This is a genomic window from Streptomyces sp. NPDC018833 (assembly GCF_044390825.1).
In the GTDB taxonomy this organism is placed as follows: Bacteria; Actinomycetota; Actinomycetes; order Streptomycetales; family Streptomycetaceae; genus Streptomyces.
On sequence record NZ_JBIRZM010000012.1, the window covers coordinates 83,270 to 107,881 of the forward strand.

Here is a 24,612-nt window from a genome sequence, read left to right on the forward strand (position 1 = left end):
GGCTCCGCCACGCGCCGTAGAGAGCCTGGCGGACTTCAGTGTCTGGTCCACAGCGTGCCCTCCCGCGCGGCCGCGTCATCAATGTGCTGCGGACGCCGCCTCAACGCCCCGAACCTTGACCGGACGGCGGGCGGTGGCCCGGCCGGTGATGGTGTACCACTGGACGGCCAGCGCGACGGCCAGAGCGATTTCGACGAGGTCGCCGCCGTAGTACATCAGTTGGGCACCGGTGTGCAGGTCGCTGGTGGTGAAGGCGGTGCCGGGCGGGGGTGCGGCGTAGAGGCTCTTGGCGAGAACGGCGTGGCCGGCACCGGCAAACAGCAGCGCCGGACCGCGCACGGCGAGGCTCCAGCGGCGGCGCACCGGGTCGACTTGGCAGACCGTGAAGGTGAACAGCAGTCCGGCAGCCAGCACATGCGTGTGCGTCACGGCGTGCAGCAGCGGCTGGTGCTGTGCGGCGGCGAAGAGTCCGGTGCGGTAGAGCAGCCACAGGCCGCCGATGTCCACCAACGCCGCCACCGGAGGGAAGAGGAGCAGGTCAAGCGGCCGCGCGTGGGCCGTCGCCAGCAGGCCCTGTCGCACACGCCCGGGGGGCAGACTGCGCAGGGCGAGGGTGAGGGGACGGGCGAGGACAAGTGGCAGCGGGGCTGCCATGCCGACGATCAGGTGCTGGATCATGTGTGCGGCGAACGGCCCGCTGGGCAGTTCGCTCGACACCGCCCAGGCCACCGTGACGCAGCCGGTGGTGAAGGCCACGTCCCGCGGCCATGGCCATGCGTCCCCACGGCGGCGCAGGCGGTGGGCGGCCAGCAGATAGACACCGGCCGCCAGTACCGCGAGCACCGCAAGCACCGCGATGTACGGCTCGGTCAGGCTGCCCGGTCCTGATCCCGTCTCGGCCGGTACGGGGTGGACGTGGACCTGCGTCACGCTGTCGGCTCCGTCCGGGTGCGGCGGGCCGCGCGGACGGCGAGGGTGCAGCCGATGAGCAGCAGGACGAGGCCGCCGATGTTCCATGCCCAGTCGTACGGGGTGACGTCCACCCCGTAGCGGATCTGGTGCAGGCGCAGCAGCTTGTGGTCGACGATCCCGTCGAAGAGCTGGAAGGCGCCCAGGCCCAGGAAGAACCCCGCCCACGCGTGGGCGGCGGCCAGGGCCCGTCGGCGGCGCAGGTCGGCGTAGAGAAAGAATCCGGCGACCAGGGCCAGCAGCTCAGCGGTGTGCAGAAGGCCGTCGGAAAGCAGGCCAACGCTGCTGGTGGAACGGTCGTAGAAGTGGTGCCATCCCAGGAGCTGGTGGAAGACGATCTCATCCACCGCGGCCATCACGGCCACGCCGATCAGGGCGCACACGGCCAGAGACCTCCGGCGCTGTGGACGCGGCCCGGAGGCGGGCTGCGGAGGGACTGAATCGCTCATGGCGGAGTCTCGCCTTCCTGCCGGGCTACTTCCTGTCGACCTTCCATCTGACCCCGGTGAACTGGCCCAGGGCATTCGTCCGGGGTGCTGGTGAGTCCCTGGCGCGGTGCAGTCCGCTCGGATGGGTGAAAGGTGTACGCGCCGGGTACCCGGCAGGGCATGATCACGCGCGCACTGTGGCAGGGACTGCTGGCCGGCACGGCCGGAGGCGTGGTGATGACGCTCGGCGAGAAGATCGAGCAGGCAGTCACCGGCCGACCCGACTCTCATGTTCCCGGGCGGGTCCTCGAACGCCTCACCGGCATGCCCGAAAGCCCCGGCAGACAGCCGCTGCCGGTCAACTGGACCATGCACTTCGGCCAGGCCGCCCTCCTTGGTGTCCTGCGCTCGGTCATGGCCCATGCCGGGCTGCGAGGACCGGTGGCCTCGGCGAAATTCACCGTGGTCCGCCTCACCAACGACCAGATTCTGGAGAACGCCACGGGTGTGGGCGCCCCGCCGTCGACCTGGCCCCGTACCGAACTGACGGTGGACGTGCTGCACAAGGCCGTCTACGCCTTCGTCACCGGAGTGGTCGCCGACGCACTCGCCGCCCGTTCCGGCCCCGGACCGGGACAGCGTCACGCCGCCGTCCGGCCCGGCCGGCACTCCGACGTCGGACCCCTGCCTCGGCGGGACGCCTACGGACGGTAGGCGCCTGCGGTCGTGCATCGGAGGCAGGAGGTCCTGCGCCCGATCGCACCACCGTGGCGGGGTACCCGGTCGGCGAGCGCCTGACCACCGACCCAGGGCCGCCCCTGCGGCAGCGGCGGACGGGATCCAAAAGGACGAACGCCCTGCACCGCTGTGTCGCTCCCTCCAGCGAGTGAAACGACCCCTTTTCGCCCACAGAAGCCGCCACGCCGGGGAGACAAGAACTGCCGACCGGGTCCAAAGGCCGGCGCCGTCCCGCACCGAGGAGAGACAGATGACGGACACCGACCGGCCTTCACAGATCGGCCCCGATGACGACGTGGTGGCCCTGCTGAAAGCGCAGCACGTCACCATCCGGGAACTGTTCCAGGAGGTGGAGAGCAGCACGGGTGATCAGCAACGTGACACCTGGCGCAGGCTCGTACGCATGCTGGCCGTGCACGAGACGGCGGAGGAAGAGGTGGTGCACCCGACGGCCCGCCGCGCCTTCGACAGTGGCGAGCAGGTCGTCGCCGAACGCCTGGAAGAAGAGCGGCAGGCGAAGGAGCAGCTCAGCCGCCTTGACGACATGGGCCCGGAGGACCCCGGCTTCATGTCCGCCTTTCTCGCTTTGCGTGAAGCGGTACTCGCCCATGCCGAGGCGGAAGAACGCGAGGAGTTCGCCCAGCTGCAGCAGCGCACCGACGCCGACAAGCTCTCCGCGATGGCCAAGGCCGTCAAAGCCGCCGAGGCCATGGCGCCCACCCGCCCGCATCCGGGTGTGGAAAGCGCCGCGGCCAACATCGCGGTGGGCCCCTTCGCCGCCATCGTCGACCGCACGCGCGACGCAGTCCGCAAGGCCATGGGCCAGAACGGCTGAGACGCCGCAGTGCGCGCCAGATGGACACGGAACATCCCGGGCTGATGGCGTCCACTCTGACGCAGGGCGCCTTTTCCGGAATCAGGCTTCCTCGCAGGTCCGGGGACAAGGCGGGCTCGCGCAGCGAGGTCGTTTATGAGTGCCGTGCCCATGCCGAACCCAGCGTGCCGCAGTCGGCGGTGGGCCCTGGACTGTCTTCTGTCTTTCGGACTGGCGGGTACCTCCGGAAACCAGGCACGTTTAGCCTGTCGCCGCGAAGTCCTCACCTAGGGTGCTGCAGCAGTAGGCGCGGCGCAGCGCGTACGAGGGCGGTAGCCGCGAGGCCGATGACGGCGCCGACGGCGACGTCGGTGGGGTAGTGGGCGCCGCTGTGAACCCGCTCGGCCGCCACCATCACCGCCGGCACCGCACACGCGGTGGCCCCACGCGGCCACGTCGGCGCAACGGCGCTGGTGAAGGCGACCGCTGCGGCGGTGTGCCCGGACGGGAAGGAAGACGACGCGGGACGGTCGTCGACGTCGTCATGCGGGATCCACTCCTTCGGCGGCCGAGGACGGCCTCGAAGGGGCTTGGCCACCGCGTTGGAGACCAACTCCGCCACGGCCATGCTCGCCAGCCCCGCCACCGCGGCCTTGCGGCCACGCCGGCCCCCGGCGACGGACATCAGCACGGCGGCGCCGCACCACAACCTGGTGTGCTCGGCTGCCCCCCGGACGGCGGGCAGCACCCGGCGCACGACCGGCGAGTTCCACGACGCCATGCGGGCGGTCAGGCGCCGGTCGCCTTCTTCAAGCCCTGCCAGCACTCTCATGACTCCAGCTTCCCGGCCGGGACGGCTGACGGCGGTCGTCCTGGTCCCACTTTCTGGTGTCGCGGGGGTGGACGTACGGCTCCTTCTGGGGCGGGTGCCCGCCGGCGACGGCGCGCTGGCGTGAGGTCTCGGCGTCGAACTCCAGGCCGAGCAGGATGGCGATGTTGGTGATCCACAGCCATACCAGAAAAATGATCACGCCGGCGAAGGTGCCGTAGGTCTTGTTGTACGAGGGGAAGTTGGCGACGTAGAACGCGAAGCCCGCGGAGGCGATCATCCAGATCACCAGCGCGAGGACGCTGCCGGGCGTGATCCACCTGAAGCCGCGCACCCGAGCGTTCGGGCTGGCCCAGTACAGGATCGCGATCATGAGGGAGACCAGGAACACCAGCACCGGCCACTTCGCGATCGACCACACCGTCAGGGCCGTGTCCCCGACCCCGAGCACCTTGCCCGCCTGCCGGGCCAGGGAGCCGGTGAAGACCACGATCAGCGCGCTGACCACCGCAAGGATCATCAGCACGACGGTGAGGGCGAGCCGCAGTGGCATCACCTTCCACACGGGGCGGCCCTCGGGCATGTCGTATACGGCGTTGGAGGTGCGGATGAACGCCGCCACGTAGCCGGATGCCGACCACACCGCCAAGGCCAGGCCGACGATCGCCATGACGGATCCGACGCCGCCGCGGCCTTCCAGTTGCTGCACCGCGTTGCGGATCACATCGCGGGCGGCGCCCGGGGTCAGCTGCTGCACGTTGTCCAGCACTTGCCTCGTCGTCGACTGTCCGGTCATCCCCAGCACCGAGACCAGCACCAGCAGGGCCGGGAACAGCGAAAGGATGCCGTAGTAGGTCAGGGATGCCGCCCGGTCGATGAGCTCGTCGTCCTTGAACTCCTTGAACGTCCCGCGCAGCACCGCCCACCAGGACTGCTTCGGCATTCTGCTGAGAGCCTTGGGTGCTTTGCGCTCCACCTCCGGAGCCGGACCGAACCTGTCCGGCTCATCCTCGCGGCCGTACGCTTCGGCGTCGCGTCGCTGTTGCTCGCCGTTCTCCAGACTTCCGCCGTGGCGAGTGGCGTCACGTCTGTGCCGCAGTCTCATGAGCTGACCGCTCCTTACGCACAAGTGCATGCCGGGCGCCGCACTCAGGTGGCGTCGGCAGTCGTATGCAGCAGAACGGGCACGGGCGAAAAGCAGTTGGTCCGGTGGTCGCCGGGCACCCGGTGAGGGCTGTCCCTGTTCCTGTCCGGGCGCCCGGGGAATGGATCAGCGGCGCGGGCGCCGCTTGCCGCTTTCGTCCGTCTCCCCCTCTGCCTCGATGCGCTCCTTGCGGACCTCGCCTGTGACGGTTTCCTCCTCGGTGACCTCATCAGTGGTCAGGCGGACCCGCTCCTTGGGCTCGGCCCTGGTCTCGACCACCGGCTTCTCCTCGTGGAGGGTCACCTCGTGCTCGGCCTCGGAGATTTCCGGGCCGGACAGGGCCGCGTCACGGTTGGCTTCCGTGATCGGCTCGCGTTCGACGCGGACCTCCTCGTGGCGCACGGGGATCGTCTGCTGCTGCTCCTCGGTGACGACGTACTTGCGCAGCCGCATGCGGCCGGCCTCACGGCGTTCGGTGCCGACGTGCATCTCCTCCTCGGAGCGGGTCATCGCCTCGTCGGCTGTGCGCGACTGCGCCGTGTCCGCCGTGGGCCGGGCGGCCTGCTGCCAGGCGGCGTCCCAGTCGATGCCGTAATACTCGTACAGGCGGTGCTCCTCCTGCTCGGACAGGTGACCGCCGGCATCGACGTCGACGTTGGGCGCGTCCTTGACCTGGTTCTTCGCGTACGGCACCTCTAGGTGGTCCTCGACAATGCCGGCGTCGTGGATGGGGACGAACGACTCACTGGTGCCGAACAGGCCGGTCTTCACGCTGACCCATTCGGGCTCGCCAGTGACGTCGTCGAAGAAGACGTGCCTGGCGTCGCCGATCTTGCTCCCGCTCGAGTCGTAGACCGGGTGGTCCAGCACGGCGGGTATCTGCTCTCGGGTGATCATCTCGGTTCTCCTTCGGTCATAACCGGTCTGTCGCCCCGCACGACTCGCATACCGGCTCGGTCAGCGGCCGACACCGCCGCCGTATGCGCCCCCGTAGGCGCCTTGGTCACCGCGTCCGGTGCGCTGGCGGGCTCCTGCGCTTGCGGCCAGGGCCAGCAGCAGCGCTATGCCCCCGGTGATCACGTTGTTGACGACGGTCCGTGTGGTGTCGACGTTGCCTGCCACCACCCACGGGGCGATGACCGTCCACACGCCGAGGCCGCACGCGGCCCACGCCATGCTGTGGGTCCGGTCGTAGGCGCGGCCGAAGCCGCCGCTCATGAGCAGCGCGTAGCCGATTCCCGTGATCAGATTGGTGAGGGCCAGCCGGGAGAAGTTGCCGCCGGGGAACCCCGCGATCCAGGGGGAGGCTGCGAGGTAGAGGCCCGTCAGCAGCGCCATCGCTTCGATGGCTTGCGCCCGCGGGGTGGTGGCGGCGCGCTCGGCCAGCGCGTGGCGCTGGCGCATTTCGACAAGGTCGGGATGGGTTTCCATCGTCGACCCGGAGCTGGGTGACGTCATTCCGATCATCTCCGGTGTTGGACAAGCTTGTTCGTCGTTGTGGTGTGTCCGCCGCACAGGCAGGCCCCTGCTGCCGGTACGTGCAGCGGCGTTCTACGGTCCGGTCTGCTTGCGTGTTTCGTCGGCTGTGGTCTGGGCGGACTGGCGGGCCTGGTCGGTGACCTGCCCGGCTTGCTCCTTGGCTTCTTCCGCCGTGCTGCGGGCGGCCTCGGTGGCGGTGTCCTTGACCTCCTGCGCTGCCTGTCGGCCGGCCTGGGTCGCGTCCTGCTTGAGCTGCTGGGCGGACTCCACCGCGGCCTGCTTGACCGGTTCGACCGCCTCGCCGGCCTGGTCGGCGAGCCGGGTCGCGGCCTGCTGCTCGGCCTCGGAGGTGGGAAGGAGCGATGCGGTCAGCAGGCCGGCGCCGAAGGCGATCAGACCGGCGGCCAGCGGATTGCCCTGGGTCTGCCGCGCTGCTTGCTCAGGGGCCTGACGTACGGCTTCACCCGCCTGCTGGGCGGCCTGTCGGGCGGTGTCCGTGACCTCACCGGCCGCCTGACGTGCCGTGTCCGTGGCCTGCCCGGTGGTCTCCTGCACCGACTGGGCAGCCTGTCGCGTCCGGTCGGCGGCCTGACCGGTCACGTCGGAGGCGGTGCCCATCACCCGCTCCCGCATCCCGGACAGCGCGCCGCGGACCCGCCGGGCACGGCGCCGTGCCATCTGGCGCGGCCGGGCGCGGTCCGCCAGCCGGGAGACGTCATCGGACAGTCGTTCCCGGGTTCTTTCTATGTCGGCCCTTACCTGGTCGGGTGCCGTGCCCATTGCGCGTCCTCCTTCAGTGTCTCCATGGTCTGTTCTGGCTTCGGCGATACGGTCCGCATCCGGTCGCGGCCCCTGCGGTACAGAACGGCACCGATCACCGCCCACATGGCGGTGACGATCAGCGCGGCCCAGCCCAGGTCCATGACGTTGCCCAGGGCGAACATCGCCGCCAGCGACAGGAAAACGGCCACCATGTAGCCGGCGAACCCCGCGCCGCCGAACATCCCGGCGGCCTTGCCGGCCTTGGTGGCCTCCTCCTGGACCTCGGCCTTGGCTAGCTTCACCTCCTGCCGGAACAACTGCTGCACGTCCGACGTCACCGTCGACAGCAGCTCACCCACCGAGCTGTCCTGGCCGGCCTGAACCCCTGGCCTGGGGGATTGTGGCGAAACCGACGACATCTCAAACCCCCCGGCCAGGAAGCTCCGGTGGCACGCCCGCTGCAGGCAAGCTCTGCTGACTCGTCCGCTCACTCGGAGACGGGGGCAGCGCCGACGGGCCTGGACGGGAGCCGTCGGCCTTGCTGCCGGCCTTGGCAAGCCGCCCGACGACCAACCCGGCCAGCGCCGCCGCGCCGAGGAAGGCGCCCGGCCGTCGGCGGGCGAAGCCCTGCAGGTCCTGGACCAAGCCTTCCGCGCCCTGCTTGTCCAGGTAGTCGGCGGCACGGTGACCGCGGTCGGCCACCTGCGCCACAAGGGTCCTCGCGGGGGAATCACCGTCTGCCTTGTCCGCAATACCGGAAAGGTCGTCCGCCCACTGCCGCAGGACCTCCGCCCCGCGCTTGGTCTGGCTCTCGGCCTGCTCGGTGACCCGCCCCCGCAGCTCACGAGCTGCCGCGCCGGCCTGTTCCCGGGCCTCACCGGTTACGGCCTTTGCCTGCTCGGTGACCGTACCGGCGACCTCACCTGCCGCCTGCCTGGCCCGGTCGGCCGTGGCCGACGCCTCCTGCTTCGCCGTCTGCCCGGCCTGCTGAGCACGCCCGGCATCCTCACTCGCCATGTCACTCATGAGTCCCTCCTTCTCCCAGGGACACCGCCCATGGATCAAGAACCCTGACTGTCCGCGGCATCGACACACGCCACACCGCGCTCCACCCCTGCTGACGCCGAGACTGAAGCCGCCTGCCCCTGGCATGTGCGGCCCTCTCTCCCCCTCGACTAACCCTCACTCGATCGGCGAAACAGAAAAAAAGTCGTAAATCGGGTTAAATCTGCCTAGTTGGTGACCCCGTCACCCGGTCGGTATCTCCGCATTGCCTGACCTGCCACAACCTCGGTGTGCTGGGCTCCTGCGCAGGTCTTGGTTCCGGTGGGTGCCGACAATGCGCAGCCGGGCCTCCTCGCTCACCGGTTCAGGCGGATGTACGGGCAGGCAGGGACACCGCCCGGGCCGCGGCCCGGATCGCCGCCGCCGGGACGGTTTGCGGCGCACCGGCGCCGGGCGGAGCCTGAAGGTGTACGCCTCTGTCCGAGGAGAGGAGGCGGGGCTGTGAGCAGCATCGCCGACCGCGTCACCCTGTTGTTCCGGAGCAAGGCGAACCGGGCTCTGGACCGGGCCGAGGATCCACGTGAGGTGCTGGATTACTCCTACACCCAGCAGCTGGAGCTGCTGCGCAAGGTGCGGCGCGGGGTGGCGGATGTGGCCACCAGCCGCAAGCGGATGGATCTGCAGCTGGTACAGCTACAGCAGTACGCCGGGAAACTGCAGACCCAAGCACAGCAGGCACTGGCCGCAGGCCGCGAGGACCTCGCCCGCGAGGCGCTGACCCGGCGCAGCGCGGTGACCTCCCAGCTCAACGATCTGCAGAGCCAGCAGGCAGCATTGCAGGCCGACGAGGACAAGCTCACCGTCGCCTCGCAGCGCCTGCAGGCCAAAGTGGACACCTTCCGTACCCGCAAGGAGACCATGAAGGCCACCTACACCGCGGCGGAGGCCCAGACCCGCATCACCGAGGCCGTCGCCGGCATCAGTGAAGAGCTGGGCGACGTCGGCCTGGCCATGCAGCGCGCCCAGGACAAGACCGAGCAGATGCAGGCGCGCGCCGGCGCCCTGGACGAGCTGATCGACTCCGGGGTCCTCGCGGACGCGACCCTTCCCGCCGGCCGCGACGACATCCAGGCAGAACTGGAGGCCCTCAGCTCCGGCACCGAAATCGAGCAGGAGCTGGCCCGGATGAAGGCCCAACTCCCCGCATCCGCCGCCCGTCCGGCGGCCGTGGAAGGCGGCAGCCCCGGCCGCTCGAGGGAACAGGAGACGCCATGATCATCCGGATTCTCGGCGAGGGCCAGTACGACGTCACCGATGCCCGCCTCGACGAGCTCAACAAGCCCGACTCGGCCCTGCAGTCCGCGGCCGACGCCGACGACGAGGCAGCCTTCCACACCGCGCTGCACGCCCTCCTCGATACCGTGCGCCGCCTGGGCACCCCGCTGCCGGACGAAGCGATCACTCCGTCCGACCTGGTGCTCCCCGACCCGGACGCCAGCCTGACCGACGTACAGGCGCTGCTGACCGACGAGGGCCTGATCCCGGGGTGAACACGCTGGCTCCACTCGGTATTTGTTGCAGATTCTCACCGGCAACCTCAGCCACCACATCGAGCACCACCTCATCCCCGACCTGCCCAGCAACCGCTACGCCAGATCGCCGCGGTGCGCAAGGACGATGTCCGCGTCGCCCGTAGGCCACGGCCCGGAGGTGGTCGGAGCCGAAATCTCGGTGGCGCGGATGAGGCCCGTGCAGTCAGGCGTATCCCAAGGCAGCAGGTGCTCGCACCCTCGGTCTATGCCAGCGGGCTCTGCGGCGATTCCTGCGCTGGGCTGGTCGGCCGGGACGTCGAGCGGGAAGGGCTGTTGCAGGGCGGTGCTCGGGGATGCGCGACAGTCATGTCCGCACTCGCGCGTGCACGTCGAAACCGCTGAGACCAAGCGCGGTGCCACCCTAATGGCATCTCTTCGTCCGCTACCCGAGCGCACTACCAGCGGCGCAGAGCGTACGACGCAAGCCCGCCACGGGCGAGCGTGTTCAACACGTCGGGCCGGCACCCGCGGCCGGACCAGCGGTCACCGATGCCGGTGCCGCCGCTCCTGGAGCTTCTTCATCTGCTCCTCGATGCGCTTGCCGCGCCCTTCGCTCCTGTGTCGCGACTTGCTGCTCTGCCCACCCTGGCCCTTCTGCAGCAACCTCTCAGCCATGTCCTTGGCTCGCTGCCTCATCCCCTCTGCGCCCATGACCGCACCTCCTGCATCGCTTTCAGTCCTCTGACCAGACTGGCATCGAGTGAGGGGCCTCGCATCTGGCAGCACCACACATCGAAGCGCCATGCCGGGCGCCCGCTCATTTTGTCCGTGCCGGCTGGCTTCCAGATGTCAGGGTGACCCAGTCGTCGCGATGGTGTTCGGCTTCCTACGTCTACGGGCGGCTGCAGTCCTGCATCAGCTGATCCGCCTGACGCGGTGCGTTGGCCAGAACCGTGGCGTACTGCGCCAGCACCGCAGGATTGCTCGTCGGTGGTGATCCGGACTCGCTCGACCAGCTCTCCTTCGGTCTGCGTCACGAGGCGCTCCGCGTGCAGGGTCCCTTCCTGCTCGCCTTCGCTGATGTACAGATAACAGGACGAGGATTAGCTTCGTCGCACGAGCTGCCGGCGGCTCACTAGCCGAACTCCATCTGGACGGGGATGCCGTCGATGATTTCGGTCCGGGCTACCTCAACCGGCACGCCGAGCTGGGTGGCGATGGGTGTGTACAGGTCGGTTGAGACGTCCGGGGTTCGCAAGGAGACCAGCAGGGCGTAGCTGACGGGCAGACCGATCCGGTCGGTGCGCTTGTCGGCTTTCCACCAGCCGCCTACTGAGGAACAGACGCGCCCCGGCCGCCTCGGTGCCGAACGCGGCCTGACCGCCCGCGAGCGCATGCTCGACGAGCACGGCTACGAACCCGTCCGCGAAACCCCCACCGACCTTCGGTTGCGCAACTGCCCCTTCCACCCCCTGGCCGCCAAGACTCCCGACCTGGTGTGCGGCATGAACCACGCCTTCCTCACCGGCTACCTCGACGGCCTCCAAATCAGCGGAGTCCAAGCCGTCCTGGCCCCCGAGCCCGGAGAATGCTGCGTCCGGCTCAGCCCCAGCGGCACCGAACCGGGCGACCGGACGGGCGAAGGCCGCTGACCGCATGCCGCCCCGGCTCCAGTGCCCTGGACGATTACCGTGCGCGGGGACTCCGCGAACACCGTGCCATTCCATACCGCGCGCAGCATGGAAGCGCTCCTCATGAGCCGGGGCCTGCTCCCGGATGATTCACGCTGGACAAGGCCGTCTGGCCGGTTCCGTGAGGGCGCTCACCAAGGGAGCCACTCACCTTGGTGAGGATGCGGCAGACGTCGGCATCGGTGCAGTCGGCCGGATCGGTGGCGGCGGCACGCCCCGCGAGGGTGCGCAGGACTGCCCTGGTGGCGCGGAGCTCGGCCAGGCGCTGGTCGATGTCCGCGATGTGCTGGTTGATGAGCGCGGTGACGTGCGTGCAGGGGGAGGAACCGGCATCACGCAGTGCAAGCACCGAACAGATTTCGGCCAGAGTCAGGCCAGCGCCCTGGGCGTCGCGGATGAACGCCAGCCGTTTGACGGTCTGGCCTGGATAGTCGCGGTAGCCGCCTGCGGTACGAGGCGGTGCGGACAGCAGCCCGGCCTGCTCATAGAAACGGATGGTCTTCGTCGTCAGACCACTGGCGGCGGCGACCTCGCCGATACGCATACCTCCAGGCTAGCCCTTGACCTTCCAGCGCACTGGAAGGTCTACGGTTCCAGGCAGCGACGAACCGGGAGGTTTCCCATGACCCCGCGCGAGACAAGACTGCGGATCACCGTCCTGACGGTCCCGGGCTGTCCGAACGCTACCGTCGTACGCCACCGCATCGACAGCGCCCTGGACGGCCGAGAAGTCCCCGTTGACTGGATTGAGGTGTCCGACGAGGCGGGAGCAGCGCAGTGGCAGATGACCGGATCACCCACCATCCTGCTGAACGACGTCGACCCGTTCGCCACGGCCGAGTCCCGGCCCAGCGTGTCCTGCCGGCTCTACCGGCACCCGGACGGCACCGCTGACGGCGCGCCGACCACGGCGGACCTGCGCCAGGCACTCGCCGCTGCCGGACTGCCCGCGCCCGGCACTGACTGACACCTGGCGGACGCCCTACACCCTGCCCCCTCTCGCGCCTCGATGCCGGGCCCGCCGTCCCGCACGCATCGAAGCCTTGCTCGACGAAGCCCTCCCCATAGTCGGGGAAGCCAGACCGCTGTTGGCGAATAACGATCTGCGTGCTGATCTGCAACGAATTGCCCGCTGCTCCGCCAGGCCGGTCACTGATCAGCAGTCGGGCAGCGCAGTGGACCGCAGTCGCTCGATCACTGTCTCCAGCCCGGCGGTGAAGGCGGCGACCTGCTCATCCGGCATGCCCTGGAACAGCTCGGCCGCCAGTTCGTCGCGGCCGGAGCGCAGCGCGGCCGTCAGCGACTGCCCTTGCTCGGCGAGGGAGACCAGCAGCGCGCGTCGATCGGTGGGGTCCGCCTCGCGCCGGACCAGCCCATCCGTCTCCAGGGCATCCAGCAGTCCGGTCACATTGCGGGGCGTGACGCCCCAGCCGGGCGGTAAGGGCCCGCTGTGTCATCGGACCGCCGTGCAGCAGCGCCCACAGCAGGCCCGCCCGGGCCCGGCTGATGCCCCGCTCCGCCATGCCGCGCTCTATCAGCGCCCCGAGCGTCTCGGCGAGTTCGAACAGCCGGTCCAGCGAAAGGCTGGCGGAGGAAGAGGGGCTTGTTCGGAATGTCGCATCACCAGACCGCGGTGGCTCCGGCGACGGCTAGGCCCAGAACGGCGCAGATGCCCAGGACGCGCAGGACGCTCCACTTGAGTCCGAAGATCATGACCAGGGCGGCGAGGGTGATGGCCAGGGCGGTCGGCCGGACGGTGGACAGGTCAGGGAGCTGGAGGTGCAGCGGGCCCCAGGTGCGGTCGTCGACCTTCGTGAACAGGGTGTGGAGCGCGAAGTAGACGGCGAGGTTGGCGATGACGCCGACGACGGCTGCCGTGATGCCGGTGAGGGCGGCGGAGACGGAGCGGTTGCCGCGTAGGCGCTCGATGTAGGGGGCGCCGAGGAAGATGAACAGGAAGCAGGGCACGAAGGTCACCCATGTGGTGAGCAGCGCGCCGAGCAGAGCCGCGGCCCAGGGGTTGAGGGCGCCGGGGTCGCGGTAGGCGCCGAGGAAGGCGACGAACTGCACGACCATGATCAGCGGTCCTGGGGTGGTCTCGGCGAGGGCGAGGCCGCGGACCATTTCGCCCGCGCCGAGCCAGCCGTAGTGCTGGACGGCCTGCTGGGCGACGTAGGCGAGGACGGCGTAGGCGCCGCCGAAGGTGACCAGGGCGGTGCCGGAGAAGAACAGGCCCTGGGTGGTGAAGACGCTTCCGGCGCCCGTGAGGACCGCCACTGCGGCCAGGGGCGCGCCCCACAGCAGCAGGCTGAGGCCGAGGATGCGCAACGCCCGGCGGCGGCTGGGGCGTTCGGCGTGCAGTGCGTCGTCGGCGATCAGCGGTGGCGGTCCGTCGTCGGCCGTGTGTGCGGCGGCCGGGCGCAGGGTGTGCGGGGCGAGGCGGGCGAGCAGCCAGCCGATGAGCGCGGCCGCGACGACGACCAGGGGAAAGGGGACGGCGAACAGGGCGAGTGCGGCGAAGGACGCGACCGCGAGGGCGATCAGTGCCGGGTGGGTCAGCGAGCGGCGGCCTACCCGCCACACCGCCTGGGCGACGATGGCGACCACGGCCGGGGCGAGCCCGGCGAACAGCCCGGTCACGGCCGCCGTCGTGCCGAAGGCGACGTACAGCGCGGACAGCGCGAGCAGGGCGAGTACGCCCGGCAGCACGAAGAGGGTGCCGGCGGCCAGGCCGCCGCGGGTGCCGTTGAGCAACCAGCCGACATAGATGGCCAGTTGCTGGGCCTCGGGGCCGGGCAGCAGCATGCAGTAGCTCAGGGCATGGTTGAAGCGTTGCTGGCCGATCCAGCGTTTCTCCTCCACCAGGGCGCGCTGCATGACGGCGATCTGCCCGGCAGGGCCGCCGAAGGTCTGCAGGGATATCGCGAACCAGGTGCGCACGGCCGTGGGGAACGGCACGACATCGCGTACGGCTGCGGACTTTGTCGTGCTTCCGGCCGTGGTCTCGGGGGCGCTCATGTGGGATTCCGTCCGATCAGCATGGCCCGGCGGTGGTATTCGTACAGCCCGTCGAAGAGCGGGCCGGTCAGCTCCAAGGTCCGTTCGTCGTCGCAGATCATGGACAGGCCCCGCAGGACGACGTCGAGGCCGGGGGCCTCGGGGGCGTCGTAGCGTTCGTCGTCGAGGTCGGCCTCGTGGACGATCTCGGCCAGCTTCCACAGCACCGGGTCGGTCAGGTCGTAGCGGCGCAGGATGGTCTCGAAGGAGCAGTCGCCGCCGTGGTGGCCGAGGTCGACGCCGCGCATGTCGAACGGCGTTGCGTCGTCCGGGACATCGGCGGGGTCGGTGACGAAGACGAACTCGGCTTCTTTGTCGACGTGGTGGCGGATGAGCCAGGCGCAGGCGGCACGGTCGATGTGGATGCCGGCGCGGGTCGCCCACTTCATGCGTTCTCCTCCTTGGGTGTTTCGGTCTGTTCTGCCAGGGCGCGGACGGCGGCGTGGGCGCGGTCGCGTTCGGGTGGCGGGAAGAAGTCGCGGCGGCCGATGCGCCGCAACTCGGCGCGCAGCCGCCGGACGGCGGCCGCGGTGTGGGTGCTGCCTGTCGCCTCGGCGGCTTGGTCGATCACAGCCTGGTATTCGGCGGCGCGGGCTGCAGCCATGGCGGTAGCCAGCTCACGTTCCTGCGCGAGGCTCGCGGGGCGCGCCAGCCAGATGGATGCCGTGCCGCCCGCCTCGATCGCCTCGTCGGCGAGCCACTCCAGTTGTTCGCGGGTGCGGGCGTCGGCGGGCAGTGCGACCAGACCGTCGGAGAGCTGGGCGACTCCGAGGCGCTTGAGCTTGCGCCAGACGGTGATGCGGGGCGTGGAGGGTTCCCGGGGCATCCGGTAGGAGAGCAGGACCCACTCGCCCGGGCCGCGTGCCGGTCGGTCAGGGGGCACGGAGAATTCCGGTTCGTACGGTGTGGTTCACGGTGGCTTCCCGGGCGGCTCGACGCGTGGCGATGCAACCATGGTTACATGCAACCGTGGTTACATCAATGCTGTCGGGAGGGTGATCCAGACGACGGCGCCGCCGTCGGGGTGGTTGGCGGCGCCGTACGTGCCTCCGGCTGCGCGGGCAATGGCGGCGGTGATGGCCAAGCCGAGGCCGGTACCGGTGGTGGCGCGGGCGGTGTCGGCCTGGGTGAAGCGGTCGAAGGCGCGGGGGAGGAAGTCGGGCGGGAAGCCGGGGTCATGGTCGCGTACCTCGATACGGATCGCTCCGTCCTCGCGGCGGGCGATGACGTTGATGGGGGCGTGGCCGTGCTGCTGAGCGTTGTGGATCAGGTTGGTGATCGCACGTTCCAGCCGATCCACGGAGACCGCGGCGGTGAGGCCGGCGGGGGAGTCGACGGTGACCGTCTTGTCGGGGGCGCCGTTACGGAGTCGGGCGGCCACGCGACGCAGCACCGGCTCGAGGTCGGCAACCGTGGCTGTCTCAGGTGCAGTGCCCTGACGGCGGTCGGTACGGGCCAGAAGCAGCAGATCTTCGGTGAGCTGGACCAGCCTTACCGTCTCTTCGAGGGCTGAGACGAGTGCGGCGTGCAGCTCGGTGGCGTCGCGTGGGTGGCGCAGGGCGAGTTCTATCTCGGTGCGCAGCAGGCTGAGTGGGGTGCGCAGTTCGTGGCCGGCGTCGGCGACGAACTGCCGTTCCCGGTCCAGGGCGGCCTGGAGCCGGGCCAGCATGTCGTTGAGGGTGGTGGCGAGGCGGGCGATCTCGTCCCGGCTGGGTGGTACGTCCAGGCGGTGGCCGGGGGTGTCCTCGGTGACGGCGGCGGCCTGGAGGCGCATGAGCTCCACCGGGCGCAGGGCCGCGGCGGCCAGCAGGTGCATTTAATTTGGCCCCACGCGTGCCACTGTGAGACGACATGCCCTCGTCCGAGTGAATGGTCTGGTCTGTCTGCTCGATCCCGACAGGGTGTGTCCGTCGTCACGGTCATGTCGGAGGCCGTGCTGGTGGTCATGGCCGTGTCGGGAGGCTGGGTTGCGTGTTTCGCGTGTCGAGCTGTTCGAACAGATCCGTTGGGATGAACGTCTCGATCCGTCGATCTCGCTGCGGGCCCTGGCGACGAAGTACGGCGTCCATCGCCGAACCGTCCGGCGGAACATTGCCGGGCTCATAGCTGACGCCTTACTGCTGTTTGCGGCTGCTGGCGCGGTTCCTGCCAGCGCCCCAAGTGCTGACACGACCTGCTTCAAGAATCGAGATCGGCACCCCATACTGGGCGGCTGCCTCGGCCCAGTTGGGTCCGAACCGCTCTCCGTCGGCCGTGCCAATGCCGGTCCTCGTCGTCCACCGCAGATCGGAGAATCTGTCGGTCCCGGATCGAACACGGGTCGAGATCCTCTGGTCCGGCGGGCTGTCGGGGCCCGTCGTCCAGTCCGGATCCGATGTGCTTCACGCTGTCGCTCCTGCCCCTCCCCACGGCCAGGGAACCCACTCGTTAGGGGTGGGGCCAAAACAACTTGCCGGAGCGAGGTTGACGACCCTACCCCGACTGTCTACCACCCGCTGACGGGGCCGCCTTCAGTGCCGGAGTGGGGCCAATTGAAGTTGCCACAAACAGGGCCCGCACGGCAAGCCGTGCGGGCCCTGTTTGTGGCAACCCTTGCTTTGCGGACGCATACACCCTAGGGGGGTGCTTCCCGCCTCCCAGGTGGGAGACGAGTGGGAGATGATCATGGCGTGGTGATGCAGTCAGACGCTAGAAAATGCTAGGTAGCGCTACATGTGCGCACTCCGTCAGCTGGCCGATTCCGCCGCATGGGGACTCAGCGCACCCACGCTGACCAGCACGATGATGAGCACGCCCAGGGCGACGCGGTAGTAGACGAAGGGCATGAAGGACTTCGTGGTGATGAATTTCATGAACCAGGCGATCACCGCGTACCCAACGCCGAACGCGATGATCGTCGCCAGGATCGTCGGCCCCCAGGAGACATGTCCCTCACCGGCCTCCTTCAGCTCGAACAGGCCGGACGCCAGCACCGCGGGGATCGCCAGCAGGAACGAGTACCGGGCCGCGGCCTCGCGGGTGTAGCCCATGAGCAGACCCCCGCTGATCGTCGCACCGGAGCGCGAGACGCCCGGGATCAGCGCCATCGCCTGGCACACACCGTAGATCAGACCGTCCCGGACGCTCAGGTCCTGCAGCGACTTGCGTTCCCTGATCGCCCGGTGGCGGCCGCCGATCTCGTCGCGGGCGGCCAGCCGGTCGGCGACGCCGAGCACGATGCCCATGACGATCAGCGTCGTCGCGATCAGCCGCAGATCACGGAAGGGGCCCTCGATCTGGTCCTTGAGGGTCACGCCGAGCACGCCGATCGGGATCGAGCCAACGATGACGAGCCAGCCCATCTGGGCGTCGTGGTCGCGGCGCATCGTCTTGTCGGTGAGGGAACGGAACCAGGCCGAGACGATCCTCGCGATGTCCTTGCGGAAGTAGATCAGCACCGCGGTCTCCGTGCCGATCTGGGTGATCGCCGTGAACGCGGCACCCGGGTCGTGCCAGCCCGCGAACGCGGCCGTGAGCCGCAGATGCGCACTGGAGGAGATCGGCAGGAACTCCGTCAGCCCCTGGACGAGTCCCAGGATGATTGATTCGAACCAAGACATTGAAAGCTAAGCCACCCAAGAGATGATCACGGTCCGACCGGCGAACGCACGGGCCGGCGCTGAGGTATCGGTTGCCGGTCGACACACCGGCGGCTCATGGGCAGGCGTGTTCCCTCGTCGTCATGCGGACCCTTTGCTGACTTGGCTGACGGTCTGTCAGACACCCATGGGACTGACGGCCCGTTCGGACACGCGGGTGCGCGTACGCCATCGGGCCGGCGCCGATCGTGAGGCAGCGTAGCGCCCCGAAATGACGGCACTTCGCCCAGGCCCGCCCATGCGGCCGAGGCAGTGGTCACCGGGCCCGCAGCCGGTGCCGCTTGGTCCAGGCGACGCACGCCGCCGCCACCCCTGTCACCACGATGAACCCCATCGCGATCAGGAACGCGGGCGAGGTCGGCGAATCCGCCCGGCTGCCCGCCACCACGTAGGCCGCGGTGTTGGGGATCGATCCCAGCCCCGTGGCCAGCAGGAACGGCACATAGCCCATCCGCGAGATCGCGGCGCCGTAGTTGGCCGCGGCGAACGGCACACCCGGGAACAGGCGGATCGCCAGCATCGAGCGGAAACCGTGCCGGCTGAGCTGTCCGTCCGCCGCCTTCAGCCAGCGCCCCCGCACCAGCGGGCGCAGCGCGTCCTGGCCCAGCAGCCGGCCCAGCGTGAACGCGATGCCCGCGCCCAGCACCGTGCCGCCGAGCGCCGAGAGCAGCCCCGCCTGCGAACCGAACAGGGCGCCCGCCGCCAGATTGAGGACCGGCCGGGGCACGAACGCCGCCGTGCACACGCCGTACCCGATGCCGAACAGCACGACCGCCGCCGCTCCGCTCAAGTGGGGTGGCCAGCCCGCGGAGAGTAGCCGCTGCGGTTCGCAGAGCACCACCGTCACCGCAGCCGACGCGAGCAGGGCCGTGAGCAGCGACAGCCGCGACCAGGGCGAGAGCAGGGCCCGGGTGCAGCGGACGGTGAGGCCGGATGCCGGCCTGGGGACGGGGTCGAGCATCCGGGGAGACTAACCGACGAAAGTGTCCGAACGCCGTGCCCCTGCCCACATCCCCAGCGGCCGCCGGGAAGCGTGGTGTGCTCCGACGCCCGTGACCTGCCGAACTGCCGTCCCGGAAAACCGGTCGACGCCGCAGATGCCGTGCACGATCATCGACGGCATGTTCCGGTACGCCTTCCCCGCAGCGCCGTCCGCAGTCGCGGACGCGCCGAAGGCTGCCGCACTCGCTGCTGTCGCAGTCGCCCCGGCTCCCGGCGGCGCCCGAAGCTGACCCTTCCCGGATCGTCCGGCGGACCCCGCAGGGGGAGGGTCGGCGAGGTCCAGGGGGTCCTGATCACGTTTCGAGTTCCGGGAAGGAACGAACCCAGTCATGCCCAAGACGGCATACGTGCGCACCAAGCCGCACCTCAACATCGGGACCATGGGCCACGTCGACCACGGCAAGACCACGCTGACCGCCGCCATCACCAAGGTGCTCAGCGAGCGCTCCGGCAGCGGCACCTCGTACGTCTCCTTCGACCGGATCGACCGGGCACCGGAGGAGGCCGAGCGCGGCATCACGATCAACATCGCGCACGTCGAGTACGAGACGGACACCCGGCACTACGCCCACGTCGACATGCCCGGCCACGCCGACTACATCAAGAACATGGTCACCGGGGCGGCCCAGCTCGACGGCGCGATCCTCGTCGTGTCGGCCCTGGACGGTGTCATGCCGCAGACCGCCGAGCACGTCCTGCTCGCCCGCCAGGTGGGCGTGGACCACATCGTCGTCGCTCTCAACAAGGCGGACGCGGGCGACGAGGAGCTGACCGACCTCGTGGAGCTGGAAGTCCGCGACCTGCTCACCGCGCACGGCTACGGCGGTGACGCGGCGCCCGTCGTCCGGGTGTCGGGGCTGCGGGCGCTTCAGGGCGACGCGCGGTGGACGGCGGCCGTCGAGGCGCTCCTCGACGCGGTCGACACGTATGTGCCGATGCCCGTGAGGTACACGGACGCGCCGTTCCTGATGCCGGTGGAGAACGTCCTCACCATCACCGGGCGGGGCACGGTCGTCACGGGAGCTGTCGAGCGCGGCACCGTGCGGCTCGGGGACCGGGTACATGTCCTCGGCGCGACTGCGTCATGGAAGGAGGGCGACACGGTCGTCACGGGCCTGGAGACCTTCGGCAGGCCGATGGAGTCCGCCGAGGCCGGCGACAACGTCGCGATGCTGCTGCGCGGAGTGCCGCGCGACGCGGTCCGCCGCGGGCATGTGGTCGCGGCGCCCGGCAGCGTCGCGCCGAGCCGCCGCTTCACGGCGCGGGTCCACATCCTGTCGGCACGCGAGGGCGGCCGCAGCACGCCGGTGGCCACGGGCTACCGCCCGCAGTTCCACATCCGCACCGGGGACGTCGTCGGCAGCGTCGACCTCGGGGAGAGCGGCGTCGCCCGCCCCGGCGACACGGTCACCATGACCGTCGAACTGGGACGGGACGTGCCGCTGGAGCCGGGCCTCGGCTTCGCGATCCGCGAGGGCGGGCGCACAGTCGGCGCCGGGACGGTGACCGCGGTCCTGTGACCGCCCGCCGGGGCGGCCCTCCAGGTGAGGGCCGCCCCGGCGGCGCCCGGCACAATGGAGCGGTGAACGAGCAGCTCCCCGTCCTGCGCGACGTCGACGGCGGCACCGCCAAGCTCATGCCCGACGTCGATCGAGCCCGGGCCTGGCTGTTGACCGTCGACGGCGCACCCCAGTCGTACGTCGATCTCGACGACCCGGCACATCTCGAATTCGAGTACGCCCGCAGGCTGGCGCATGTCATCGACCTCGCGGGCCGGCAGGACGCGCCGCTGGACGCGGTGCACCTCGGCGGCGGCGCGCTGACCCTGCCGCGCTATGTCGCAGCCACGCGTCCCGGCTCCCGCCAGGACGTCGTCGAGGCGGACCGCGGCCTGCTGGCGCTCGTCGCCGAGTGGCTTCCGCTGCCCGGGGACGCGGACGTCACCGTCCATGCGGCGGACGCGCGTGCCTGGGTGGAGTCCGCGCCGGCGGACTCGGCGGACATCGTGATCGCGGATGTCTTCGGCGGCTCGCGCGTTCCCGCTCATCTCACGTCCTTGTCCTACGCGCGCGCCGCGGAACGTGTGCTGAGACCGACCGGCATCTACGCGGCCAACCTGGCCGACGGCGCGCCGTTCACCTTCCTGCGCTCGCAACTCGCCAATTTCGCCGCGGTCTTCGGCGAACTGGCTCTGATCGCGGAGCCTTCGGTGCTGCGAGGGCGCCGTTTCGGCAACACGCTGCTGCTCGCCTCGCAGAGCCCGATCGACGTGGCGTCCCTGACCCGCCTCGTGGCGGCGGACGCCTTCCCGGCCCGGGTGACCGACGGCGCGGCGCTCGCGCGCCTGATGGGCGATGCCGCGCCGGTCGAGGACAAGGACGCGGTGGCTTCTCCGGAGCCCCCGGCCGGAGCGTTCAGCGTGGGCTGAGGGAGCGCGAGGACCCGCCGCCTCGCAAGGTGCGGGCCCGGGTCTCCGCACGCCCCGACAACCGCGGTCGCCGCGCCGTAGCCCGAGGGATGTGAGGCCGCGGTCCGCGGACCGCAGCCTCACATGCTGCTCAGGATGCCGGGGCGTCGGCGAGACGTACCGTGCTGAGGATCTTCTGGATGGTCGCGTCGTCGACCTCGTCCGCGATCCCGGTGTTCGCGTACAGCACCCAGCTCTTGAAGTCACCCGCGGGGTCCTTGAAGGAGAACGCGATCGACTTGCCGTCGGTCTCGCACTTGTTCTCCTTCTTCACGCCCTTGGCCGTGGCCAAGGCGACGCTGCCCTTCAGGCCCGACTTCGTCGTGTAGTCCCTGGCCTTGGTGATCTTGACCGTGCCCTTGGGCTCGGTCTGCGCGTAACCCGCCCACACCCAGTTGCCGGCCTCGTTGTAGGCCGCCTCGGCGGTGCTCTTGGCGCCCTTGCCGCCCTTGGTTCCGGCGCTGCTCAGGCCCCAGTCCTCCATGCGGCCGTCCTTGTCGACGTCGAGCTCGCACCACTTGCTCTTGAAGTGCGCCGGCGCGGACATCATGACGACGGCCGAGCCGTCGCCCTTCTTCTCGTCCTCGAAGCCGTGCGCCACGCCCGAGCCCGCCACCTCCCAGTCGGCCGGGACGTCGAACATGGTGCCGTGCTTGGGGTTGGTGACGACCTTCCAGCCCGCGATGGTGGGCTTCACGTCGCTGCCGTCGCGCGGGTTGTCCACCGAGGGCGACGGCGCCGGATCCGTCGAGGGGTCGGTACCGGGCTTCTGCGACGCCTTGGTGCCGGCGCCCTTGTCGGAGGTGCCCTGGTCGTCGTCCTTGAGCACGATGAAGCCGGTGACCGCGGCGGCCACGACCACCGCGGTCGCCGCGACGATCGCGACGATCGTCGTCTTCTTCCTGTCGTCCTGCGGCGGCATGGGCGCGCCGGGCATCTGACCGGGCACGGCGTACTGCGGCGCGGTCGGCTGCTGGTACGGGTTCGGCTGCTGGTATCCCGGCTGCTGGTACGGGTTCGGCTGCTGGTATCCCGGCTGCTGGTACGGGTTCTGGTCCTGCGGGTTCTGCTCGCCCCCGGGCGGCTGCTGTCCTGGCCACATGGCGAGTAACCATAGAGGTGCCCCGACCGCACTTCCACGCCCGCCCCCGCGCCGCCTCTTCGCGGGGATGGCCAAACCATGCTACTCGCGGGTAACATCCGGCCCATGAGCGCAGATCAGATGTCCATCGGCGAGATGCTCGCCGCCACCGTTCCCATGGTCCGGACACTCAACCTCGAGTTCCTCGAGACCACCGCGGAGCGGGCGGTCCTCCGCATGCCGGACCAGGCCGACTTCCACAACCACGTCGGCGGCCCGCACGCCGGTGCCATGTTCACACTCGCCGAGTCCGCGAGCGGTGCGATCGTCATCGCCGCGTTCGGCGACCAGCTCGGCCGCGCCGTGCCCCTCGCTGTCAAGGCGGAGATCGGGTACAAGAAGCTCGCCATGGGCGCCGTCACGGCCACCGCCACGCTCGCCCGCCCGATCGCGGACGTCCTCAAGGAACTCGACGCCGGGCAGCGCCCCGAATTCCCCGTGGACATCAGCATCCAGCGCGAGGACGGCGCCGTCACCGGCGAAATGACCATCGTGTGGACCCTGCGTCCCAACAGCTGACGCCGGTCGCACCGGGTAGGCTGCCCGGCGTGCGCCGACGGGGGTGCACGCCGGGCAGGGGCCCGGTGCGTACGGAAGGAACCGGCGTTGCACGTCCAGGAGTGGCTCGAGACCATCCCCCCGGTCAGCATCTACCTCCTGGTGGGTGTCGTCATCGGCCTCGAAAGCCTCGGTATTCCGCTGCCGGGTGAGATCGTCCTCGTCAGCTCCGCGCTGCTCGCCTCCCAGCACGGCGAGATCGACCCGTACGTCCTCGGCGCCTGCGCGACCGCCGGCGCGATCATCGGGGACTCCATCGGATACGCGATCGGACGCAAGGGCGGCCGACCGCTGCTGGCCTGGCTCGGCGGAAGATTCCCCAAGCATTTCGGCGACGCGCAGATCGCCATGGCGGAGCGCTCGTTCGAGAAGTGGGGCATGTGGGCCGTCTTCTTCGGCCGCTTCGTCGCCCTGCTGCGGATCTTCGCCGGACCGCTGGCCGGTGTGCTGCGTATGCCGTACTGGAAATTCCTGATCGCCAACGTCTTCGGCGGGATCCTCTGGGCCGGCGGCACCACGGCCGTCATCTACTCGGTCGGTGTCGTGGCCGAGGCGTGGCTCAAGCGGTTCTCCTGGCTGGGGCTGGTCCTCGCCGTGCTGATCGGCATCACCTCGATGCTCGTACTGAAGAACCGCGCCAAGAAGGCGGCGGCCGAGGCCCCTGCCGCCCGGGAGCCGGAGCCCGTGGGCGTGACAGCCGCCGACTGACGACGCGCTGCCCTGGGCCGCGGGCCCCGAGCCGCGGGGTGCGGCGGACGCCGGCCCGCGGCCGGGGGCGTCACCCCTCGTGCGCCGTGCGGTGCTCCTTCGCCAGGTCCGTGTACACCGCCGCGTTCAGCTTGATCCCCTCGCGCTCCTCGTCCGTGAGCTCCCGGCGTACCTTCGCCGGGACGCCCGCGACCAGGGAACCCGGCGGCACCCGCATGCCCTGCGGGACCAGCGCCTGAGCCGCGATCAGGGATCCCGCCCCGATGTGCGCGCCGTTCAGAACGGTCGCGCCCATGCCGACCAGGACGTCGTCCTCCACCGTGCAGCCGTGCAGCACCGCGTTGTGGCCGACCGAGACCCGCTCGCCCACGGTCACCGGGAATCCGGGGTCGACGTGGACGGTGCAGTTGTCCTGAATGTTGCTGCCGGCGCCGATCACGATCGGCCCGCCGTCACCGCGCAGCACGCTCTGGTACCAGACGCTCGCACCGGCGGCCAGCGTCACGTCTCCCATCACGACCGACGTGGGCGCGGTGAACGCGTCCGGGTCGACCTTCGGCTCCTTGCCACCCACACCCGCGACCAGTGCCCGCTCCGCCATGCCGTCTCTCCTCGGTGCTCGTTCCCACGCCTGCTGCCGCGCCTGCCTG

Annotated in this window: 30 protein-coding genes and 1 pseudogene; 10 read left to right on the top strand and 21 right to left on the bottom strand. The window is 70.0% G+C overall.

Annotated elements, in window-relative coordinates:
- Positions 1–78: 78 nt before the first annotated feature.
- Together ACH5AF_RS23340 and ACH5AF_RS23345 are read right to left on the bottom strand one after the other, a co-directional pair.
- Positions 79–930, bottom strand: a complete 852-nt coding sequence (locus ACH5AF_RS23340; RefSeq protein ID WP_398903832.1) for a cytochrome c oxidase assembly protein — start codon at positions 928–930, stop codon at positions 79–81.
- Positions 927–1,418 (bottom strand): DUF2243 domain-containing protein, encoded by a 492-nt coding sequence (locus tag ACH5AF_RS23345; protein ID WP_398903833.1) that lies wholly within the window; start codon positions 1,416–1,418, stop codon positions 927–929. The genes ACH5AF_RS23340 and ACH5AF_RS23345 overlap by 4 nt, the downstream gene beginning before the upstream one ends.
- 159 nt (positions 1,419–1,577) lie before the next feature.
- Between ACH5AF_RS23345 and ACH5AF_RS23350 the strand changes: the two genes are divergently transcribed.
- Positions 1,578–2,111 carry a hypothetical protein gene (locus tag ACH5AF_RS23350; protein WP_398903835.1) on the top strand — a complete coding sequence of 178 codons (534 nt, stop codon included), beginning with the start codon at positions 1,578–1,580 and terminating at the stop codon, positions 2,109–2,111.
- A 274-nt stretch (positions 2,112–2,385) separates the two neighbouring features.
- Entirely contained in the window at positions 2,386–2,970 is a 585-nt protein-coding gene (locus ACH5AF_RS23355) for a hemerythrin domain-containing protein (RefSeq protein WP_398903837.1), read from the top strand.
- Positions 2,971–3,232: 262 nt separating this feature from the next.
- On the opposite strand, the gene ACH5AF_RS23360 is transcribed toward ACH5AF_RS23355, so the two are convergent.
- The 7 genes from ACH5AF_RS23360 to ACH5AF_RS23390 form a co-directional block, all read right to left on the bottom strand.
- Positions 3,233–3,781: a phosphatase PAP2 family protein gene (locus ACH5AF_RS23360; RefSeq protein WP_398903838.1), complete on the bottom strand. Its 549-nt coding sequence runs from the start codon at positions 3,779–3,781 to the stop codon at positions 3,233–3,235.
- Positions 3,759–4,883: a YihY/virulence factor BrkB family protein gene (locus ACH5AF_RS23365; RefSeq protein ID WP_398903839.1), complete on the bottom strand. Its 1,125-nt coding sequence runs from the start codon at positions 4,881–4,883 to the stop codon at positions 3,759–3,761. Before ACH5AF_RS23365 ends, ACH5AF_RS23360 begins: the two co-directional genes overlap by 23 nt.
- 165 nt (positions 4,884–5,048) lie before the next feature.
- A complete protein-coding gene (locus tag ACH5AF_RS23370) occupies positions 5,049–5,819 on the bottom strand; it encodes a DUF2382 domain-containing protein (protein ID WP_398903841.1) in 771 nt (256 codons plus the stop codon).
- 60 nt (positions 5,820–5,879) lie between these two features.
- Complete coding sequence (locus ACH5AF_RS23375) at positions 5,880–6,380, bottom strand: SPW repeat protein (protein ID WP_398903844.1); 501 nt, start codon at positions 6,378–6,380, stop codon at positions 5,880–5,882.
- A gap of 93 nt (positions 6,381–6,473) precedes the next feature.
- Complete coding sequence (locus ACH5AF_RS23380; protein WP_398903846.1) at positions 6,474–7,181, bottom strand: DUF3618 domain-containing protein; 708 nt, start codon at positions 7,179–7,181, stop codon at positions 6,474–6,476.
- On the bottom strand, positions 7,157–7,522 hold the full coding sequence (locus ACH5AF_RS23385; protein ID WP_398903848.1) for a phage holin family protein: 366 nt from the start codon (positions 7,520–7,522) through the stop codon (positions 7,157–7,159). The genes ACH5AF_RS23380 and ACH5AF_RS23385 overlap by 25 nt, the downstream gene beginning before the upstream one ends.
- 61 nt (positions 7,523–7,583) lie before the next feature.
- Positions 7,584–8,189: a hypothetical protein gene (locus tag ACH5AF_RS23390; RefSeq protein ID WP_398903849.1), complete on the bottom strand. Its 606-nt coding sequence runs from the start codon at positions 8,187–8,189 to the stop codon at positions 7,584–7,586.
- A 480-nt stretch (positions 8,190–8,669) separates the two neighbouring features.
- On the opposite strand from ACH5AF_RS23390, the gene ACH5AF_RS23395 reads away from it, so the two are divergent.
- Together ACH5AF_RS23395 and ACH5AF_RS23400 are read left to right on the top strand one after the other, a co-directional pair.
- Positions 8,670–9,443 carry a PspA/IM30 family protein gene (locus ACH5AF_RS23395; protein ID WP_398903851.1) on the top strand — a complete coding sequence of 258 codons (774 nt, stop codon included), beginning with the start codon at positions 8,670–8,672 and terminating at the stop codon, positions 9,441–9,443.
- Entirely contained in the window at positions 9,440–9,718 is a 279-nt protein-coding gene (locus ACH5AF_RS23400; RefSeq protein WP_398903852.1) for a hypothetical protein, read from the top strand. The genes ACH5AF_RS23395 and ACH5AF_RS23400 overlap by 4 nt, the downstream gene beginning before the upstream one ends.
- Before the next feature lie 525 nt (positions 9,719–10,243).
- Here the strand turns inward: ACH5AF_RS23400 and ACH5AF_RS23405 are convergent.
- Both ACH5AF_RS23405 and ACH5AF_RS23410 read right to left on the bottom strand, forming a co-directional pair.
- Positions 10,244–10,411 carry a hypothetical protein gene (locus ACH5AF_RS23405; RefSeq protein WP_398904135.1) on the bottom strand — a complete coding sequence of 56 codons (168 nt, stop codon included), beginning with the start codon at positions 10,409–10,411 and terminating at the stop codon, positions 10,244–10,246.
- A gap of 424 nt (positions 10,412–10,835) precedes the next feature.
- On the bottom strand, positions 10,836–10,958 hold the full coding sequence (locus tag ACH5AF_RS23410) for a hypothetical protein (RefSeq protein ID WP_398903854.1): 123 nt from the start codon (positions 10,956–10,958) through the stop codon (positions 10,836–10,838).
- Between the two features lie 43 nt (positions 10,959–11,001).
- Here ACH5AF_RS23410 and ACH5AF_RS23415 point away from each other — a divergent pair, with 43 nt between their 5' ends.
- Complete coding sequence (locus ACH5AF_RS23415; RefSeq protein ID WP_398903856.1) at positions 11,002–11,352, top strand: hypothetical protein; 351 nt, start codon at positions 11,002–11,004, stop codon at positions 11,350–11,352.
- A 100-nt stretch (positions 11,353–11,452) separates the two neighbouring features.
- Here ACH5AF_RS23415 and ACH5AF_RS23420 read toward each other — a convergent pair whose 3' ends face one another.
- The gene (locus tag ACH5AF_RS23420; RefSeq protein WP_398903857.1) at positions 11,453–11,935 is read right to left on the bottom strand and encodes a heavy metal-responsive transcriptional regulator; all 483 of its coding nucleotides are present in this window, start codon (positions 11,933–11,935) and stop codon (positions 11,453–11,455) included.
- 78 nt (positions 11,936–12,013) lie between these two features.
- On the opposite strand from ACH5AF_RS23420, the gene ACH5AF_RS23425 reads away from it, so the two are divergent.
- Positions 12,014–12,358: an alkylmercury lyase gene (locus tag ACH5AF_RS23425; protein WP_398903858.1), complete on the top strand. Its 345-nt coding sequence runs from the start codon at positions 12,014–12,016 to the stop codon at positions 12,356–12,358.
- Positions 12,359–12,547: 189 nt separating this feature from the next.
- Here the strand turns inward: ACH5AF_RS23425 and ACH5AF_RS23430 are convergent.
- The 7 genes and pseudogenes from ACH5AF_RS23430 to ACH5AF_RS23460 all read right to left on the bottom strand — a co-directional run.
- Positions 12,548–12,805 (bottom strand): annotated as a pseudogene (locus tag ACH5AF_RS23430) (MarR family winged helix-turn-helix transcriptional regulator); the annotation flags it as partial.
- A 206-nt stretch (positions 12,806–13,011) separates the two neighbouring features.
- Positions 13,012–14,409: a chromate efflux transporter gene (chrA, locus tag ACH5AF_RS23435; RefSeq protein WP_398903859.1), complete on the bottom strand. Its 1,398-nt coding sequence runs from the start codon at positions 14,407–14,409 to the stop codon at positions 13,012–13,014.
- Positions 14,406–14,837 (bottom strand): chromate resistance protein ChrB domain-containing protein, encoded by a 432-nt coding sequence (locus ACH5AF_RS23440; protein WP_398903860.1) that lies wholly within the window; start codon positions 14,835–14,837, stop codon positions 14,406–14,408. Before ACH5AF_RS23440 ends, chrA begins: the two co-directional genes overlap by 4 nt.
- Complete coding sequence (locus ACH5AF_RS23445) at positions 14,834–15,331, bottom strand: Chromate resistance protein ChrB (protein ID WP_398903862.1); 498 nt, start codon at positions 15,329–15,331, stop codon at positions 14,834–14,836. Before ACH5AF_RS23445 ends, ACH5AF_RS23440 begins: the two co-directional genes overlap by 4 nt.
- Before the next feature lie 90 nt (positions 15,332–15,421).
- Positions 15,422–16,264 (bottom strand): ATP-binding protein, encoded by an 843-nt coding sequence (locus ACH5AF_RS23450; protein WP_398903864.1) that lies wholly within the window; start codon positions 16,262–16,264, stop codon positions 15,422–15,424.
- A 910-nt stretch (positions 16,265–17,174) separates the two neighbouring features.
- Positions 17,175–18,047 (bottom strand): undecaprenyl-diphosphate phosphatase, encoded by an 873-nt coding sequence (locus tag ACH5AF_RS23455; protein ID WP_398903866.1) that lies wholly within the window; start codon positions 18,045–18,047, stop codon positions 17,175–17,177.
- A gap of 295 nt (positions 18,048–18,342) precedes the next feature.
- Positions 18,343–19,047: a TVP38/TMEM64 family protein gene (locus ACH5AF_RS23460; RefSeq protein ID WP_398903868.1), complete on the bottom strand. Its 705-nt coding sequence runs from the start codon at positions 19,045–19,047 to the stop codon at positions 18,343–18,345.
- Positions 19,048–19,417: 370 nt separating this feature from the next.
- On the opposite strand from ACH5AF_RS23460, the gene tuf reads away from it, so the two are divergent.
- Both tuf and ACH5AF_RS23470 read left to right on the top strand, forming a co-directional pair.
- Entirely contained in the window at positions 19,418–20,608 is a 1,191-nt protein-coding gene (tuf, locus tag ACH5AF_RS23465; protein WP_398903870.1) for an elongation factor Tu, read from the top strand.
- 62 nt (positions 20,609–20,670) lie between these two features.
- Positions 20,671–21,516 carry a spermidine synthase gene (locus ACH5AF_RS23470; RefSeq protein ID WP_398903873.1) on the top strand — a complete coding sequence of 282 codons (846 nt, stop codon included), beginning with the start codon at positions 20,671–20,673 and terminating at the stop codon, positions 21,514–21,516.
- Between the two features lie 130 nt (positions 21,517–21,646).
- Here the strand turns inward: ACH5AF_RS23470 and ACH5AF_RS23475 are convergent, their stop codons facing one another.
- Positions 21,647–22,657, bottom strand: coding sequence for a hypothetical protein (locus ACH5AF_RS23475; protein ID WP_398903874.1), 1,011 nt, complete (start codon positions 22,655–22,657; stop codon positions 21,647–21,649).
- A 120-nt stretch (positions 22,658–22,777) separates the two neighbouring features.
- Here ACH5AF_RS23475 and ACH5AF_RS23480 point away from each other — a divergent pair, with 120 nt between their 5' ends.
- Together ACH5AF_RS23480 and ACH5AF_RS23485 are read left to right on the top strand one after the other, a co-directional pair.
- Positions 22,778–23,215 (top strand): DUF4442 domain-containing protein, encoded by a 438-nt coding sequence (locus ACH5AF_RS23480; protein ID WP_398904121.1) that lies wholly within the window; start codon positions 22,778–22,780, stop codon positions 23,213–23,215.
- Positions 23,216–23,302: 87 nt separating this feature from the next.
- Entirely contained in the window at positions 23,303–23,962 is a 660-nt protein-coding gene (locus ACH5AF_RS23485; RefSeq protein WP_398903876.1) for a DedA family protein, read from the top strand.
- A 70-nt stretch (positions 23,963–24,032) separates the two neighbouring features.
- Here ACH5AF_RS23485 and ACH5AF_RS23490 read toward each other — a convergent pair whose 3' ends face one another.
- Complete coding sequence (locus ACH5AF_RS23490; RefSeq protein ID WP_398903878.1) at positions 24,033–24,563, bottom strand: gamma carbonic anhydrase family protein; 531 nt, start codon at positions 24,561–24,563, stop codon at positions 24,033–24,035.
- Positions 24,564–24,612 lie beyond the last annotated feature (49 nt).